Source organism: Clostridioides sp. GD02367 (genome assembly GCF_045900275.1).
Taxonomy (GTDB): domain Bacteria; phylum Bacillota; class Clostridia; order Peptostreptococcales; family Peptostreptococcaceae; genus Clostridioides; species Clostridioides difficile_A.
In genome coordinates this window covers 213,379-229,405 of record NZ_JBJODK010000005.1, presented here as the reverse complement: position 1 = coordinate 229,405, position 16,027 = coordinate 213,379, and the positions used below count along the sequence as shown (strand labels likewise).

At 30.6% G+C, this 16,027-nt stretch carries 14 protein-coding genes; 2 read left to right on the top strand and 12 right to left on the bottom strand.

Annotation, left to right across the window (positions count from 1 at the left end):
- Positions 1 to 20: 20 nt before the first annotated feature.
- The 9 genes from Q3223_RS09190 to Q3223_RS09150 all read right to left on the bottom strand — a co-directional run bounded on the left by Q3223_RS09190 (position 21) and on the right by Q3223_RS09150 (position 10,462).
- The gene (locus tag Q3223_RS09190; RefSeq protein ID WP_021383473.1) at positions 21 to 902 is read right to left on the bottom strand and encodes a methylenetetrahydrofolate reductase; all 882 of its coding nucleotides are present in this window, start codon (positions 900 to 902) and stop codon (positions 21 to 23) included.
- A 35-nt stretch (positions 903 to 937) separates the two neighbouring features.
- The gene (locus Q3223_RS09185; protein ID WP_021383443.1) at positions 938 to 1,612 is read right to left on the bottom strand and encodes a methylenetetrahydrofolate reductase C-terminal domain-containing protein; all 675 of its coding nucleotides are present in this window, start codon (positions 1,610 to 1,612) and stop codon (positions 938 to 940) included.
- A 36-nt stretch (positions 1,613 to 1,648) separates the two neighbouring features.
- Positions 1,649 to 2,521, bottom strand: coding sequence for a bifunctional 5,10-methylenetetrahydrofolate dehydrogenase/5,10-methenyltetrahydrofolate cyclohydrolase (locus Q3223_RS09180; protein WP_054276053.1), 873 nt, complete (start codon positions 2,519 to 2,521; stop codon positions 1,649 to 1,651).
- Positions 2,522 to 2,612: 91 nt separating this feature from the next.
- Positions 2,613 to 3,245, bottom strand: coding sequence for a cyclodeaminase/cyclohydrolase family protein (locus Q3223_RS09175; protein WP_054269252.1), 633 nt, complete (start codon positions 3,243 to 3,245; stop codon positions 2,613 to 2,615).
- Positions 3,246 to 3,349: 104 nt separating this feature from the next.
- A complete protein-coding gene (locus tag Q3223_RS09170; protein WP_074179177.1) occupies positions 3,350 to 5,026 on the bottom strand; it encodes a formate--tetrahydrofolate ligase in 1,677 nt (558 codons plus the stop codon).
- A gap of 238 nt (positions 5,027 to 5,264) precedes the next feature.
- The gene (locus tag Q3223_RS09165) at positions 5,265 to 6,044 is read right to left on the bottom strand and encodes an AAA family ATPase (protein WP_054269251.1); all 780 of its coding nucleotides are present in this window, start codon (positions 6,042 to 6,044) and stop codon (positions 5,265 to 5,267) included.
- 287 nt (positions 6,045 to 6,331) lie between these two features.
- A complete protein-coding gene (cooS, locus tag Q3223_RS09160; RefSeq protein WP_054269250.1) occupies positions 6,332 to 8,251 on the bottom strand; it encodes an anaerobic carbon-monoxide dehydrogenase catalytic subunit in 1,920 nt (639 codons plus the stop codon).
- Positions 8,252 to 8,856: 605 nt separating this feature from the next.
- Positions 8,857 to 9,768, bottom strand: a complete 912-nt coding sequence (locus tag Q3223_RS09155; RefSeq protein ID WP_284181697.1) for a bifunctional enoyl-CoA hydratase/phosphate acetyltransferase — start codon at positions 9,766 to 9,768, stop codon at positions 8,857 to 8,859.
- 127 nt (positions 9,769 to 9,895) lie between these two features.
- Entirely contained in the window at positions 9,896 to 10,462 is a 567-nt protein-coding gene (locus Q3223_RS09150) for a DapH/DapD/GlmU-related protein (protein ID WP_054269248.1), read from the bottom strand.
- 223 nt (positions 10,463 to 10,685) lie between these two features.
- Here Q3223_RS09150 and Q3223_RS09145 point away from each other — a divergent pair, with 223 nt between their 5' ends.
- Positions 10,686 to 11,594, top strand: a complete 909-nt coding sequence (locus Q3223_RS09145) for a LysR family transcriptional regulator (RefSeq protein WP_219673873.1) — start codon at positions 10,686 to 10,688, stop codon at positions 11,592 to 11,594.
- A 79-nt stretch (positions 11,595 to 11,673) separates the two neighbouring features.
- Here the strand turns inward: Q3223_RS09145 and Q3223_RS09140 are convergent, their stop codons facing one another.
- Entirely contained in the window at positions 11,674 to 12,816 is a 1,143-nt protein-coding gene (locus tag Q3223_RS09140; RefSeq protein WP_407811887.1) for a tetratricopeptide repeat protein, read from the bottom strand.
- A 17-nt stretch (positions 12,817 to 12,833) separates the two neighbouring features.
- Positions 12,834 to 14,588 carry a B12-binding domain-containing radical SAM protein gene (locus tag Q3223_RS09135; protein ID WP_074179174.1) on the bottom strand — a complete coding sequence of 585 codons (1,755 nt, stop codon included), beginning with the start codon at positions 14,586 to 14,588 and terminating at the stop codon, positions 12,834 to 12,836.
- Positions 14,589 to 14,723: 135 nt separating this feature from the next.
- On the opposite strand from Q3223_RS09135, the gene Q3223_RS09130 reads away from it, so the two are divergent.
- Positions 14,724 to 14,930 carry a hypothetical protein gene (locus Q3223_RS09130; protein WP_003418305.1) on the top strand — a complete coding sequence of 69 codons (207 nt, stop codon included), beginning with the start codon at positions 14,724 to 14,726 and terminating at the stop codon, positions 14,928 to 14,930.
- A gap of 4 nt (positions 14,931 to 14,934) precedes the next feature.
- Here the strand turns inward: Q3223_RS09130 and Q3223_RS09125 are convergent, their stop codons facing one another.
- Positions 14,935 to 15,858: a hypothetical protein gene (locus Q3223_RS09125; protein WP_054269244.1), complete on the bottom strand. Its 924-nt coding sequence runs from the start codon at positions 15,856 to 15,858 to the stop codon at positions 14,935 to 14,937.
- Positions 15,859 to 16,027 lie beyond the last annotated feature (169 nt).

Sequence of the window (16,027 nt, the reverse complement as noted above, 5' to 3'; positions counted from 1 at the left end):
TAATCTATAATATTACAATACTATAAACCTGCGGCATCTAGTATAGCAGGTATATTCTCTTCTGCCCCAATTGCCATTATATGAACACCATCACATAAATCTTCTTCTTTTAATTGTTTGATAAGTTCTCCTGCCATTTTTATTCCTTCACTTACCCAGTTTTCTTTTCCAACTGCTCTTAATCTTTCGATTTGTTCATCTGGAACAAATATTCCTGGTACATTTGCAGTCATAAATTTGGCCATTCCTGGTGATTTTAAAGGTACTATCCCTGCTAATACCTTGCAATCCATATCCCTTGTTAATTCTCTAAACTTTCTCATTGTATTTATGTCATAAAGTGCTTGAGTTTGGAAAAATTTAGCTCCTGCTTTTATTTTCTTTTGCATTTTTAATAATTGAACTTCTATTGGAGAATATTCTGGAGTTACTGATGCTCCTAGATAAAAATCTGGAGAACCCTTTAATTTATTACCAGCCATGTCCGTACCTGCCATTAAAGTCTCAGCAGTTTGAAGTATCCCTACAGAGTCTAAATCAAAGACTCCCTTAGCTTGTGGATGGTCTCCTACGCTAGTATGGTCTCCTGTTAGTGCCAACAAATTGTTTATCCCAAATACACCTGCTGACAACATTTCCCCTTGTATAGCTATTCTATTTCTATCTCTCCCTGTTATTTGAATAACTGGCTCTAATCCAGCATCTTTTAGTAATTTACATGTAGCAAGAGAAGTTGCTCTCATAACTGCTGATTGAAAGTCTGTTACATTTGCTGCATGAACCCTTCCAACTAATGGCTTTGCACATTCTATTAAATGTGAAAGGTCAGTCCCTTTTGGAGGAGCCATTTCAGTAGTAACTGCAAATTTTCCACTTTCTAATGTTTCTCTTAATAAGCTCATCTCTAATCCCCCTTTTAACCTTCTAAAAAAAACTTTTATGAATTTGCTGCTGCTTCTTTCTTTTTCTTTGCACTTAAACTTCTTGGATTATTTTGCTTAGAATAGTCTTTTGGTGGTCTTATTTCTGCTAAGTTGCCTAATTGTCCTATAGCTTCTAATCTTTCATATATCTTTATCCAAGCACAATCATTCTCTGCATTTACTTCACACTTACCATTTTTAGCTCCACCACAAGCTCCATTCATAAGACCTTTAGCACACATAGTTACTGGACATATCCCACCTGTCCAACCAAGTTCGCAGTCTCCACAAGCTTTACAAGCTTCTTCATATTCTCCAACCCTTTGTACTTCCCCTATGAACAAAGTATTGTTCGCTGGATAAACTGGTTTATCTTTTAGGTTCTTAACTATTGTCTGTGTACCATCTCCACATGCTAAAGATAAAACTGCATCAGCTTCTTTAGTCTCTTCTTTTAGAGCCTTTAAATCCTTTTTAGACTTTAAAAGGTTACAAGCAGGGTCAAGCATTACATATCCTAAGATTTTTTTGCCTTCACCTTCAAGAGTTTCTTTCATTTTTAGAACTTCTTCTTCTCCACCACTTTTACAAGTCGCTGCACATTGATTACAACCCACTAAAACTAGCTTGTCAAAATTCTTTAAGTACCCTAGTACTTCTTCTAATGGTTTATTTTCAGAAATTATCATATCTACTTCCCCCCTAAACCTTCCACTTATATATATCTATTTATTATTTTGTAATTTACAAGCTTTAACTACATGTTTTGCAAGTATAGATGTTGTAACTGAACCAACCCCCGCTGGAACTGGAGTTATCATTGATACTTTATCTAAAACTGCATTTGTATCAACATCTCCACATAAATTTCCTTCTTCATCAACATTTATACCAACGTCTATAACTACTGCCCCATCTTTAACAAAAGTTTCATCAACCATCTTAGCTCTACCAATAGCTGCTATTAATACATCCGCGTCTGCTGCTACACCTGATAAATTTTTAGTCTTTGAGTGACATATTGTAACAGTTGCATGTTCACTTAATAAAAGCATTGATACTGGCTTCCCAACAACCATTGATCTTCCAAGAACTGTTACCTTACTTCCTTTTAAATCAACATTATAATGTTTTAATATTTCTACTACTGCTGTAGGAGTACATGGTGGGAATCCACTCTTATCACCTTCCATGACTTTAGCAGAGTTTATTGGACTAAAACAGTCTACATCTTTTTCTGGTGCAATAACATATTTTATAACTTCTTCATTTAAGTGTTTTGGAAGAGGTCTAAAACATAATATACCATTAACATTTTTGTCATCATTAACTCTCTTTAATACATCAATGTATTCTTCTTGAGTTATATCTTCAGCTAATTCTAACACTTCTGTTGTTATACCAATGTTTTGACATCTTTTTAATGCGCCTCTTTCATATGATAAATCGTCACTTCTTGCTCCAACTCTAACTATTGTTAGTTTAGGATTTATACCTTCTTTAACTAATAACTCAACTTCTTTTATTAACTCTTCACTAATCTTATCAGCTACAGGTTTTCCTTTTATAATTTGTCCTTTAGTTGACATTCCTTCCATATATTCACAACTCCCCTACAAGCAAACTTAAATTAATTTATTCTATATACCACATATTAACAACATAGTATTTACTTTCGTCATTTAAAAATTATTTTCCAAGAGCTTTTTCAACCTTAGCATAAACTTCATCACAAGTTTTTACGCCTTCTTCAACTAATTTATCTACTTCTGTTTTTACTTTATCAACATATTCCTTGTCTTGTATAGAATTTATATTTATAACTACATTTAATTGTCCACCAAGTATAGCAGCTCTTAGACATTGAACTCCTACACCAACATCGCTTATAGCAAGTCTTGAACCTTTATCAACTAAATCTTCATGTAACTTAATAGCTTCATAGCAAACTCTTACTATATTTAATGGTACTTCACAAGCAACTTTAAGCGCTTTTTCCATTGTCTCTGCTTTTATTCTTTTTTCTTCTTCAGTTTCTTTAGGAAGCCCATAAGCTTTTGATAATGGTAAGAAACATTCTGCATCATCATCTATCATTTTTAACAAATCTTTTTCTAGTTTTCCAGCTTTACTTAATATCTCTTTTACGCTTTCTTCATACTCAGCATACTTTTTCTTTCCTATTGTAAGATTACATACCATACTGCCTAGAGCCATACCAATTGCACCAACTAGTGCAGCAGCTCCACCGCCACCTGGTACTGCTTCTTTAGAAGATAGTACCTCTACAAAATCAACACAAGTTTTATCTGCTATTTTCATGATAATCCTCCTTAAAAGGATGTAGGAAAATATCTCAAATTATTCGAGATATTTTACGAACTATTTTAAGATATCTCCTACTCTTTATTTATAAATTAATGTGCTTAGAATAATCCAGCTATTACTCCATTTTCATCAACATCTATTTTTTCTGCTGCTGGAACTTTTGGTAATCCTGGCATCTTCATGATTTCTCCAGTAAGTGCAACTATAAATCCAGCTCCTGCTGAGATTGCTGCTTGTCTTACAGTTATTCTAAATCCTGTTGGTCTACCTAATTTAGTTTGGTCATCAGTTAAAGAATACTGAGTCTTAGCCATACATACTGGAACCTTAGTAAATCCAAGTTTTTCTAAGTTAGCTATTTCTTTATCAGCTTCTGGAGTATAATCTACACCATCTGCTCCATAAATCTTAGTAGCTATAGCATTTATCTTGTCTTTTATAGATAAATCATCTTCATAGCAGAATCTAAAGTTATTTTCTTCTTCATCTAATAATCTTAGAACTTCTTTAGCTACTGCAACTCCACCTTCTCCACCTTTTGCCCATACTTCAGAAAGAGCAACATTTACACCTAACTCTTTACACTTGTCTTCAACAAGTTTAAGTTCAGCTTCAGTGTCAAGTGGGAATCTGTTTATTGCAACAACTGCTGGTAATCCATATACTTGAGTTATGTTTTCAACATGTTTTAATAAGTTTGGAAGTCCTTTTTCAAGAGCTTCTAGGTTTTCGTTATTTAAGTCTGCTTTAGCAACTCCACCATTGTATTTTAATGCTCTTACAGTAGCAACTATTATAACAGCATCTGGTTTTAAGTTTGCCATTCTACATTTTATATCTAAGAATTTTTCTGCTCCAAGGTCAGCACCGAAACCAGCCTCAGTTATTACATAGTCTGCAAAGTGCATAGCCATTCTTGTAGCTATAACAGAGTTACATCCATGAGCGATATTTGCGAATGGTCCACCATGTACAAATGATGGTGTTCCTTCAAGAGTTTGAACTAAGTTTGGTTTTAAAGCATCTTTTAATAATGCAGCCATAGCACCATTAGCTTTTAATTGTCTAGCTGTTACAGGGTCACCCTCATAACTATATCCTACTATTATGTTTCCTAATCTTTCTTTTAAGTCAGATATATCACTTGCCAAACAGAATGCTGCCATTATCTCAGAAGCAACAGTTATATCAAATCCGTCTTGTCTAACTGCTCCATCACCTTTTTTACCCATACCATCAACGATATTTCTAAGTTGTCTATCGTTCATGTCTACACATCTTCTCCAAGTTATTTTCTTAGGGTCTATTCTAAGAGTATTTCCTTGGTGAATATGGTTATCAAGCATAGCAGCTAAAAGGTTATTAGCAGCTCCTATAGCATGGAAATCACCTGTAAAGTGTAAGTTTATATCTTCCATAGGAACAACTTGTGCATATCCTCCACCAGCTGCTCCACCTTTAACACCAAATACTGGTCCTAGAGATGGTTCTCTTAAAGCAACTAATACATTTTTATCTAATTTTGCAAATGCATCAGCCACACCTATAGTAGTAGTAGTTTTTCCTTCACCTGCTGGAGTTGGGTTTATAGCTGTAGTTAATATTAACTTAGCTTTTTTACCAGTGTCTCTTTTTAGTAGATTGTAGTCAACTTTGGCTTTGTATTTACCATAAAGTTCTACATCATCTTCACCTAGTCCTAATTTTTTTGCAACCTCTCTAATATCTTGAGGTTTAGCTTCTTGAGCTATTTCAATATCAGATTTAAATCCCATAACTGAATCTCCTCCCACAACCTAAATAGATTTAAAATATAATTTTTGTAAAAATTGTATTAATATGTAAAAATTATATTTTATAAGATAATTATACATGTAAAATTGCTTAAAAACTAGCTACTAAGCTATTAAAATATTCAAACTTAATAGCTAGTTATTTATCTAATTACTTATTTATTACCTATCTATTACCTATGTCTAACCTTTAACCAACCTAAAATCCCAAATCAAAATTCTATTTATCTTTAAGTGACATTAATTTATCTTTTATTGCTTTAATTTGTGCTTTTGTTGTTTCACTAGAATCATATGGAGATTGATTTGCTCTATCAGAATCTATAACATCTTGATTGTAATAAATAAATCCTAAAGATTCTCCATCTTCTAAGTTTTTGATTATAAATTCTTCATCTTCTTTGTTTCTAATTTTATTTCCTACAACAAATACCTTATTTACTCCTATATCATGTCCAAGTTTTTTTACTTTTCTATAAGTCTGTAAACTTCTTTCTCCTGGTTCTACAACTACTATAAAAGCATCTACACCTTGGGCTGTTCCTCTTCCTAAGTGTTCAATTCCCGCTTCCATATCCATAACAACTACATCTTTATTTTGTAGTATTAAATGTGAACATAATCTTTTTAAAAGAACATGCTCTGGACATACACATCCAGTGCCACCAGAATCTACTGTCCCTAATGTAAGTAATCTTACTCCATTATATTCTTTACAGAAATTTTCAGGGATATCGTCAACTTTAGGATTCATCTTAAACATTTTTCCAAATGAACCTACAGAAGCAGCTGTTCTATCTGAAACTAATTTTTTCATTTCTGATATAGGTACTATTGATTCATATACTTCTTTTGGAAAACCTAGTGCTAAAGCTAAATTAGCATCTGGGTCAGCGTCAACAGCAACAACTCTGTATCCGTCTTCAGCAAACATTCTAGAGAGCATTGAAGAAAAAGTCGTTTTACCTACTCCACCTTTACCTGTTATTGCTATCTTCATAATCCCTACCACCTTTATTACTATTTGCTTTTTATGCAGTTAATTTTATAGTTGTTTATTTTTTGTACACTAAAAATAAACTACAGCTAGTCCTTACAGGAACCAATTACATTTACCTTACTAGCTTTTCAAAGCAGCATGTATAGTTTTATTATTCTTCATTATATTGTTTATATTTTATTTATTCAGTATATTCGTTATATTTCGATGTTCTTTGCCTTAACATTTGACTTTATTCATCCATAAAATTTCTTATAAAATCGTTTTTTCTATGGTTTCTATCTCTCTTAAGCTTCAGCCTTTTCTGCCATTTTTTCTTCAACTAATGCTTCAAAGTGAACACGTTTTTTCTCTATATCTTCTATTATTGTAGCTGCTAATTCTTTTGGATTAGTATTTACAGTAAATGTTGCTCCAACTTTATCTTTTAATTCGCTAGTTAATATGTCTACTGTTCTTGAAGAACCAGTTATTGGAGGCATTATTCCTAAATAAGTGTCTATACCAGAAGCTACAACATAACATCCTATAGCAACCGCTTTTTCTGACATCCACTCTGGAGCTATACCTACAACTGGAAGGTCACACATATCCATATCTAAGTAATTAGCTGCTGCTCCAACTAAATCTAATATACGGCTTATATCAACGCAAGAACCCATATGTAGTACTGGTGGGATTCCTACTAGTTTACAGACAGTTGCAAGACCTTTACCTGCATATTTTTCTGCTGCATCAGTTTCCATTAAACCAAATTTAGCTGCTGCTGAAGCACCACATCCTGTAGTAACTACTATTATGTCATTTTTAATTAATTCTTTCATTATTGTTACGTGAGCCTCATTTGAAACTCCTTTAGCATTGTTACATCCAACTACACCAGCTGCTCCTCTTAATACTCCAGATTTTAAACAGTCTGTTAATGGCTTAACTGTTCCTGCTGGGTCTATATGAGAGTTTACAACTCTATCTAATTGGTTTACTACTGCTTCTACACTATACCCAACTGTTGCCCCTGATTTTAATTCAGGTATAAGTACTTTTGATTTATCTCTATTTTTAAAGTTTAAAATAGCTTCTTTAACTATTGCTTTAGCATCATCAAGTGCTTGTTCTTCTCTAAATTCAATATAAGTTGAACCTGTTATTTTAGCTTTTGGAGAAGTTGTTACAAATTTAGTATGGTAACAATCTGCAACTCTAGCTAATGCAGGGAATATACATTGAACGTCAACTATTACAGCTTCTACTGCTCCAGTTATTATTGCAAGTTCTTGTTGATGGAAGTCTCCTGCTATTCTTACACCATGTCTCATTGTAATCTCATTACCTGTACAACACATACCAGCTAAGTTTATTCCATCAGCTCCAACTTCTTTAGCTAAAGCTACTAAGTCTGGCTCTTCTGAAGCTAAAACTATCATTTCAGATAATGCTGGCTCATGTCCATGTAATATTATATTAACTTTATTTTCTTCTAATACTGCTAAATTAGCCTCTGTTCTTCTTGGCACTGGAGTTCCAAATAAGATATCGCTTAGACGAGTACCTATCATAGAACCTCCCCAACCATCAGCCATAGAAGTTCTAAGACTCATGTGTATTAAACTATCTATATCACCAGTACATCCGATATGAGTAGAGTGCATTATTGTTGCAATTTCTCTATCTATAGCTCTTGGTTCTATAGCGTATTCTTTCCATATTTTTTGTCTTGGTTCTGGTGCATTTTTTATAAATCTTAATGTTCCAAAAGGCTTCCCAAACTCCATTAATGCAATTTCTGCCACTTCATGTGCTACATCATAGATATCTCTACCTTCTGTCTCTACATCCCATTCTTTAGCTAAAGTTATTAACTTAGCTTCATCTCTTATTTTATAGTTTCCATTTGGATCAGCTAATGCTAATGTATGTGCAATATCTCTAGCATGGTCTGAATGGGCAGCTGTCCCACCAGCAACCATTCTTGCAAAGTTTCTACCTACTATAGTGTGTTCATCTGCTCCACATAACCCTCTTGGAGTCTTAGGACTTATTCTACATGGTCCCATTCCACATATTCTACAGCAAACACCTTGAAGACCAAAACCACATTGTGCCTTGAAGCCTTCTTTTCTATCATACATTGTTTCTACGCCTTCTTCTCTAGCTTTTGCTATCATCTTCTGGCTGTTTAAATCAATTGTTAACATTTTTTCATCCATATTCCTATCCCCTTTTTTTGATTTTTAAAATCCCCCAGGTGACTGACTTCATGTCATAAAATAATAAAATAAATGCTTTCTAAGTTGATTATATACTAATTTCCAACACTTTGCTTTAGATTTAAATATTTTTTTAACAAAATTAGATAATACATAAAAATTTAATTTTTGGTACCTAATTTAAGTTAATTTTACTTACTGTTTTTGGCTATTTTTTAATACTTAAACCTATTTTTTGATACTTTAGTTTAATTAAATTATGTTTTGATTTTTTTTAAATCAAGTTTGAATTATTTCTAGTCATTTTTTCGTTTTTATATGTTGATTGTGTATTTATTATTTTTCATTACTTTTAGACTTGTTACAGATTTTTACTCCCTAAACTTAATTAGTAAAAATTTCTTAGAATAGCATTTTTTGGACTAATTTTTTTGAATTTTTTTATTTTTCCTACTTTAATATTAATTATAGCTTCAAATTGAACATTTGTATATATTCATTTGAAGCCATAATTATTTTTTATATAAAATTTTTTTAATATTGCATTAATTTAGACATTTTGACTGTTTTTTCTATTTTTATTCATTTATTTCATACTCTTGATTTTATTTCATACTCTTAGCCACAATAGCACCATATGCAATAGAATACAATTTAGATTCATGTGAATCGGCTCTTGATACTAAAACTATAGGAGCTTTTGCACCCATAATTATACCTGCTGATTTAGAGTCCGCCATATATGTAAAGGCTTTCCCTATTCCATTACCAACCTCAATTGTTGGAACCAACATAATATCTACATCACCAGATACGTCACTCTTAAATCCTTTTATTTCACTAGCTTCTTTTGAAACAGCTAAATCAAAAGCTAAAGGTCCTTCTACGATTACATTGTCTCCAAACTCTCCTTCTTTACAAGCTTTTGCTAGCATATCTGCATCTACAGTTGCTTGCATCTTAGGATTTACTTTTTCTTTAGCTGCTAAGCATGCAACTTTTACAGTTTCCATACCTAAAGCTTTTGCAGCCTTTATTGAATTTTTTAATATTTTTGCCTTTTGCTCATAATCAGGAGCTATGTTCATACCTCCATCTGTAGTTATAAGTAATTTATGGTATCTTTCTAGCTCATATACCATTACATGACTTAATAAACTATCAGTTCTAAGACCATAGTCTTTATTTAACACTTCTTTTAAGATAACTGATGTATCTAATAATCCTTTCATTACAAAATCAGCTTCTTTACTTGATACTAGTTTAACTGCTATTTCTGCACAATCTTTGATATCATCCTTATCCACTATTTTGATACCATTTAAATCAAATCCTATTTCTTTTGATATATCTCTTATCTTTTCTTCATTTCCAACTAATATAGGAGTAATTATATTTCTTTCTACAGCATCCTTTATTGCCATCAAAACCTCTTTGTCATGAGCTGCTGCTACAGAAAGTACTATTTTCTCTCCTCCCTTAAGTTGCTCTAAAATATCATCTAATTTTTTTATCAAAAGTAACCCCTCCCTTATATATATTTAACTAAATAATACCATATTTGCTATACCTTTTCTCAATTTATTTTTTATGTTATAAAAAATTTGTATAACTAAATAATAGTTTAATATTTTATTCTGGGATTTAATCAATAACTCTTAAAAGCTTTGCAGGAACACCACCTACAATAGTATTTTCTGCAACATTTTTGGTTACAACTGCTCCAGCAGCGATAATTGCATTATCGCCAATAGTGACTCCTGAAACAATAGTTACATTAGCACCAATCCATACATTTTTTCCTATTATGATTGGAGAAGGATAGGTTGTACTGCGTTTATCTGGCATAATACCATGGTTAAGTGTAGCCAATACCACATTATGCCCAATTTGAGTATTATCTCCAATCTCAATACCTCCTTGGTCTTGAAAATGACAACTGCTGTTTATAAAAACATTTTTTCCTATAGTAATATTCTTTCCACAATCTGTATAAAATGGTGGAAACATAAAAAATGATTCATCTACTTTCTTTCCAATCAACTCAGAAAATAAACTACGCACTTCTTCTGGTTCATGATAAGAGGAATTTAGCCTGCTTGTGATTTTCATTGCCTCATTACTTAACTTAACCATAAATTCATGTATTTCTGATTCACTAGAAACAGGTTTTCTTTGATTCACATGCTTTAAAAATTCATTGATATTCATTTTATACATCCTTTCAATATACATTTTAGTTTATTTGTATTTTCTAAATAACATTTTAATAAAAATTAGCTTAATTAATTTTATAAGTAATATGATTACTACTTTTAGTGTAATATACTAATTTTTTTATATCAAATACCTATATTAAATACTTACATATACTTAAAAAGCATAAAAATTGATATAATTATATAATAAATAAGTTAGTAAAGGATGATTAACTATGGAATTAAGAGTATTAAGATATTTTTTAGCAATCGCAAGAGAGGAAAGTATATCTGGTGCAGCAACCTTTTTACATATAACACAACCAACACTTTCTAGACAGATTATAGAACTTGAAGAAGAGTTGGGAGTTAAATTATTGGTTAGAGGAAATAGAAAAGTTTCCTTAACAAATGAAGGTAGGCTTTTACATAAAAGAGCAGAGGAAATTATATCATTAGTTGATAAGGTAGAATTGGAATTTGATAATCCCAATGAAATTATTAGTGGTGATATATATATAGGTGGTGGAGAAACTGAGGCTATGCGACTTATAGCTAGAACTGCATATCATTTTCATAAAAAATACCCTAATGTAAGATACCACCTTTTTAGTGGAAATGCTGATGATGTAACTGAAAAATTAGACAAAGGACTTCTTGATTTTGGTATTTTAATTGAACCTGCAAATATACAGAAGTATGATTACATACAAATCCCTGCTACTGATGTTTGGGGCTTACTAATGCGTAAAGACAGTGTCCTTGCCTCACAAAATGCGATAAATCCAAAAGATTTATGTAATATACCACTTATTATTTCAAGACAAACACTAGTTGATAAGGCAATCTCTAAATGGCTTGAAGATAGTACTGAAAAACTAAATATTGTTGCAACATATAATTTAGTTTATAATGCTTCTCTTATGGTAGAAGAAGGGCTGGGTTATGCTTTATGTTTAGATAGACTTGTTAATACTACAGAAAATAGTAATCTTTGTTTTAGACCTCTATATCCTCCTTTAGAAGCTAAATTAAATATTATATGGAAAAAACATCAAATATTTTCAAAAGCATCAGAAAAATTTTTACTTCAAATACAAAAAGATTTTTCTTCTATCACGTTGAATACATCTGAAGAAAAATAAGTAAAAAATAAAAAACGGTATAACATGATAAATGTTATACCGCCTAACCAATAAAATCAAATACAACTTAACAATATTCTTACTTATTTATTCCAAGCTCTTTTAAACAAGCAATTGTAATCTCATCTTGTGGATTCAATTCATAAGCTCTTTCTATATAATAAGTTGCATCATCAATATCACCATTATTTAAATAAGCCATCCCTAAATTACAAAGTATCTCTGGGTCTTCCTTTATCTTAGCAGCTTGTTCAAAATATTCTATTGCTTTATCTAAATTATTTTTATAAGCCTCACAAAGCCCTAATTCCACTATAGCATCCACTTGCTTAGGCTTTATTATCAATATCTTCTCCAAATACATCTCAGCCTGTTCTATCTCGCCCATACCCTTATATCCAAGTGCTATCATGAACAACAAGTTCCACCAATCCATATGTTCTTCTTCTAATGGCAGTAGTTTCTCTAATCCTTCTTTAAATTTACCTTGGAATACAAGCGTATATCCTTCTTCATACTGGACTTTAAAGTCCATCTTTCCTAAGTTATCTTGTATCTCAGCTACCAAATCAGCATCTAGCCCAAGTCTTAATGCATCTTCCCAAGTTAGCTTAGTCTTTAGATATTGACCTTGATTATAGTAATGGTAACCTAAATGGTAATAACCTAATGCAAAACTCTCATCAACATCAATTATCTTTTCAAGCTTGGCCATTGCTTCAAGTAAAAAGGCATTCATTGCCTTCTCATCCATATCTTTTTGATACTGTTTTGCTATCTCTTGGCAAACTATTGCATAATTATACATGGCATCTAAATCATCTGGATACATTGTTATAAATGCTTTTATATATATTAAAGCATCTGTATGTTCCCCAATCTCAAAGTATTTTCTTGACATATATCCCATGTATGCCTTTAAATCCAGATTAATATCTTCAGATAAAGCATTTAAGAACTTTTCATATTCTCCATTGTTTTTAAATTTACTATCTATACCAATTATATATATCATAGCATCTGCTATAGACATTGAATTTAACTTATCCTGAGCAGTCTTTTCTTTTATTCCTTTTACCAATACCTCATTTTTTATAGGTACATCTAATCCACCTTTTGGCACATCATAGCTCTTTAATTTAAACTCGCCACCATGCTTTATAGTAATAAAAGCTAGTTCCTCTGCCTTTTTCAGCAAATATTTTTCTATTTTAAAATCCATTTTTCCCTCCTAAATATTTAAATCTCTACTTTATGAGTTTTAGATTTCTCAAATACTTTTTTATCATCATATTCAAATAAGACTACATTTTTTTCTTCTCTTATTTCTATATTTATATCACTTTTTAAATCAACAACATTGAATTTAAATGGCTCGAAATGAACATATTTTATTATATGTTTAGCTGGCTTATCAACAAAACTAGGTAAATATGTTGATAAATTACCATTATCCTGTAAAAATACATGGCATCTATTCTTAAAATCATCCACATCTAACTTATTAAAAAACTGTGGTATATTCGATGTTTTACCAAGTGATATATAGTCATACTTTAATATATCATTGAATACATCATTATCCATATTTATATTTTCATTATAAAAATCCATCAATATTTTATATAGCTGATTCTTTCCTTGTGCCAAATCAAAATATCCATTTTCATCAAAATACTTAGCAAAAGCCTCAAAGAATTTAAAAGGACTTTGTTTATAAAATCTGCCTATAATATATCTCATGGACAACACAAAGTTTTTAGAATTATAGTACCTCTCCAATATATCTTCTATATCCTTTAGCTTCAATGTTTCCTCATAACTTATATAATTATTATATAAAAATTCATATGGAGCATAATCTTTATATTTAAAACCATGTTCATCTGCAACTTTTCTCATGCCTGTACCTTTAATCATCTTTAAAAAACCTAATTGTAGATGCTCTATACCTAGATTAAATACATCATTAAAGGAATTCTCAAAACTCTTATAATCTTCATAAGGAAGCCCTGCAATTAAGTCTAAGTGCTGATGTATATTTCTATACGATGCTACAGTCTGAACAACATGAGACAATTTTTTAAAATCATCCCTTCTACCTACTGCATCAAGTGTTTTTTCATTTGTCGATTGCACTCCTATTTCAAACTGAAAAAGACCTTCTTTACAATCAGCTAAAAATTCAAGCATCTTATCATCTATCAAATACGCTGTAACTTCAAAATGATAAGTAGTATATCCATTATCATTTTTCATAAGAAAATCCATAATTTCCATAGCCACTTTTTTATTTGCATTAAAAGTTCTATCAATAAACTTTATCTGTGATACCCTTGCATCTATTAAAGCTTTTAAATCACTCTTTATTCTATCTAAGCTAAAATATCTTAGACCTGGAATAGTGGATGATAAGCAGTACTGACAGTTAAAAGGACAACCTCTTGATGATTCATAATACACTATTCTATTTTCATATTCTTTTGGATTTAAATTTTCATAAGGACTAGGAATCTCGTCCAGGTTTTGAAGTAATTCCATTGGCTTATTCACGATTATCTCATTGCCTTGTCTATATACAAGTCCATTTACATCATTTATGTCTTTTTTGCCTTGTAAATGAAGTACCAAGTCTTTAAAAATTAATTCTCCTTCTCCATAAAGTATATAATCCACAAAATCGTACTTTTTCATTGCCTCATAACTATCATAACTAACTTCTGGTCCGCCCAAAGCTATTTTAGTATTAGGTCTAATTTTCTTTAGATTATCACAAAGCTTAACTATATCCCCCACATTCCAAATATATGTGGAGAATAATATTATATCATACTCGTTTTTGTATATATCCTTCAAAATATAGTCCAAATCATTATTTATCGTATATTCTTTCATATCAACTTCTATCAAATCTCTTACAAATTCTTTTAGGTATCTTATAGCTAAATTTGTATGAATAAACTTAGAATTTAATGTTGTTAATAAAATTTTCAAATATTTCTCACCTCTTTTTAATATTATACTGTCTTTTTGTACCCCTTATAGGTTAGAATAGTATATGTAAAGTTTTAATAATATCTATATAATTAATTTATTAATTTCAAGTAATGTGAGGAAAGGAAGTTTTTTATGGAATTAATTGAAAAAGTATCTATCAACTCTTTATCAAAAAGAGATCTACTACTTATTATAAAGTCTCTTGAATACACTAATGAAAATACTCAAATTAGTGATTTCATCGACCTTAGAAATAATATTGTAAAGGAATTATGTTTTTTAACTGACACTAAGGAAAAAGATTTTTTGGATTATCTAGAGAAAAATAGCACACTCTGATAGCCTAAACTTTTTTAAATTTCAATATATGAATACCTGATTTAGAATTTATTTTTATGCTTAATATGTTATCATTAAAAGTTTTTGATATAACTGTTATTTGATTAAATATGGGGTCTATTAAAGTATTCCCTTCTTCAAGTCTTATAAAACTTCTTGGGTCTATTTTTTTATTGTATGCCTTGACTCCAATTTTATATTTTCTCAATTTAACAACATATTCTGACATAGAAAAAATAAAATCTATATTATCTTCATTTAATTCACTATCTTCACCCAAAATGGATAATATAGATTTTTTTATGCTCTTAATTCCTTCATTTTCTACAATCCTATCTTCCATATATACATCGTATAAGACGTTTAACACGTTTAATAGAACACTTTCTTCATCATACTCTTCAAACTTTGAATCAATATATTTATCAATTAATTGTATTGCTTTAATCCTTGCCATCTGAAACTTTACAATATCTGATTTGTCTAATTCTATAGAAAATCCTATTATCTTGTCTTTGATACTCTGTAGTAATTCGACATATTCTATTTTGCTATTATTTATAAGATTGTGCATAACAGAATTATACGCTACAGAACCTAATAAATAATCAAATAAAGATTCTTCTTTTTTAAAATAACTCACATATCTTTTTATTAGTCTAACAACCTCGTCTTCACTTTTTTGGATATTAGTATTTGATAAAATTAATGGTAATAAAATATTTAAAAAATTAATATTCCCTATTTTCTCTCCATAAAATCTATAGTAAATAAGTTCATCTCTCAGTCTATTTTCGTCTATATATACACATCTTTGTGTTTTATCATCTATTAAGGATTTCGTATTTATTATAATTAAATCTTTAAGAGCCCTACTTGCACTACTAAAAGAAGATGTATAGACTTTTTTTAGTAATTCATCATTCATAAATATATCCTTTCTAAAAAATTGAATCTAAATATCTTGCTATTAAAAAAAAAGAGACAGCCCGTTTAAGAAGCTGTCATATATAGGGGGATAGTAGTGTACAAAAATCATTGTAATCTACTATCTATATATTATTATACGATACTACTTTTTTATATGTAAAGCATCA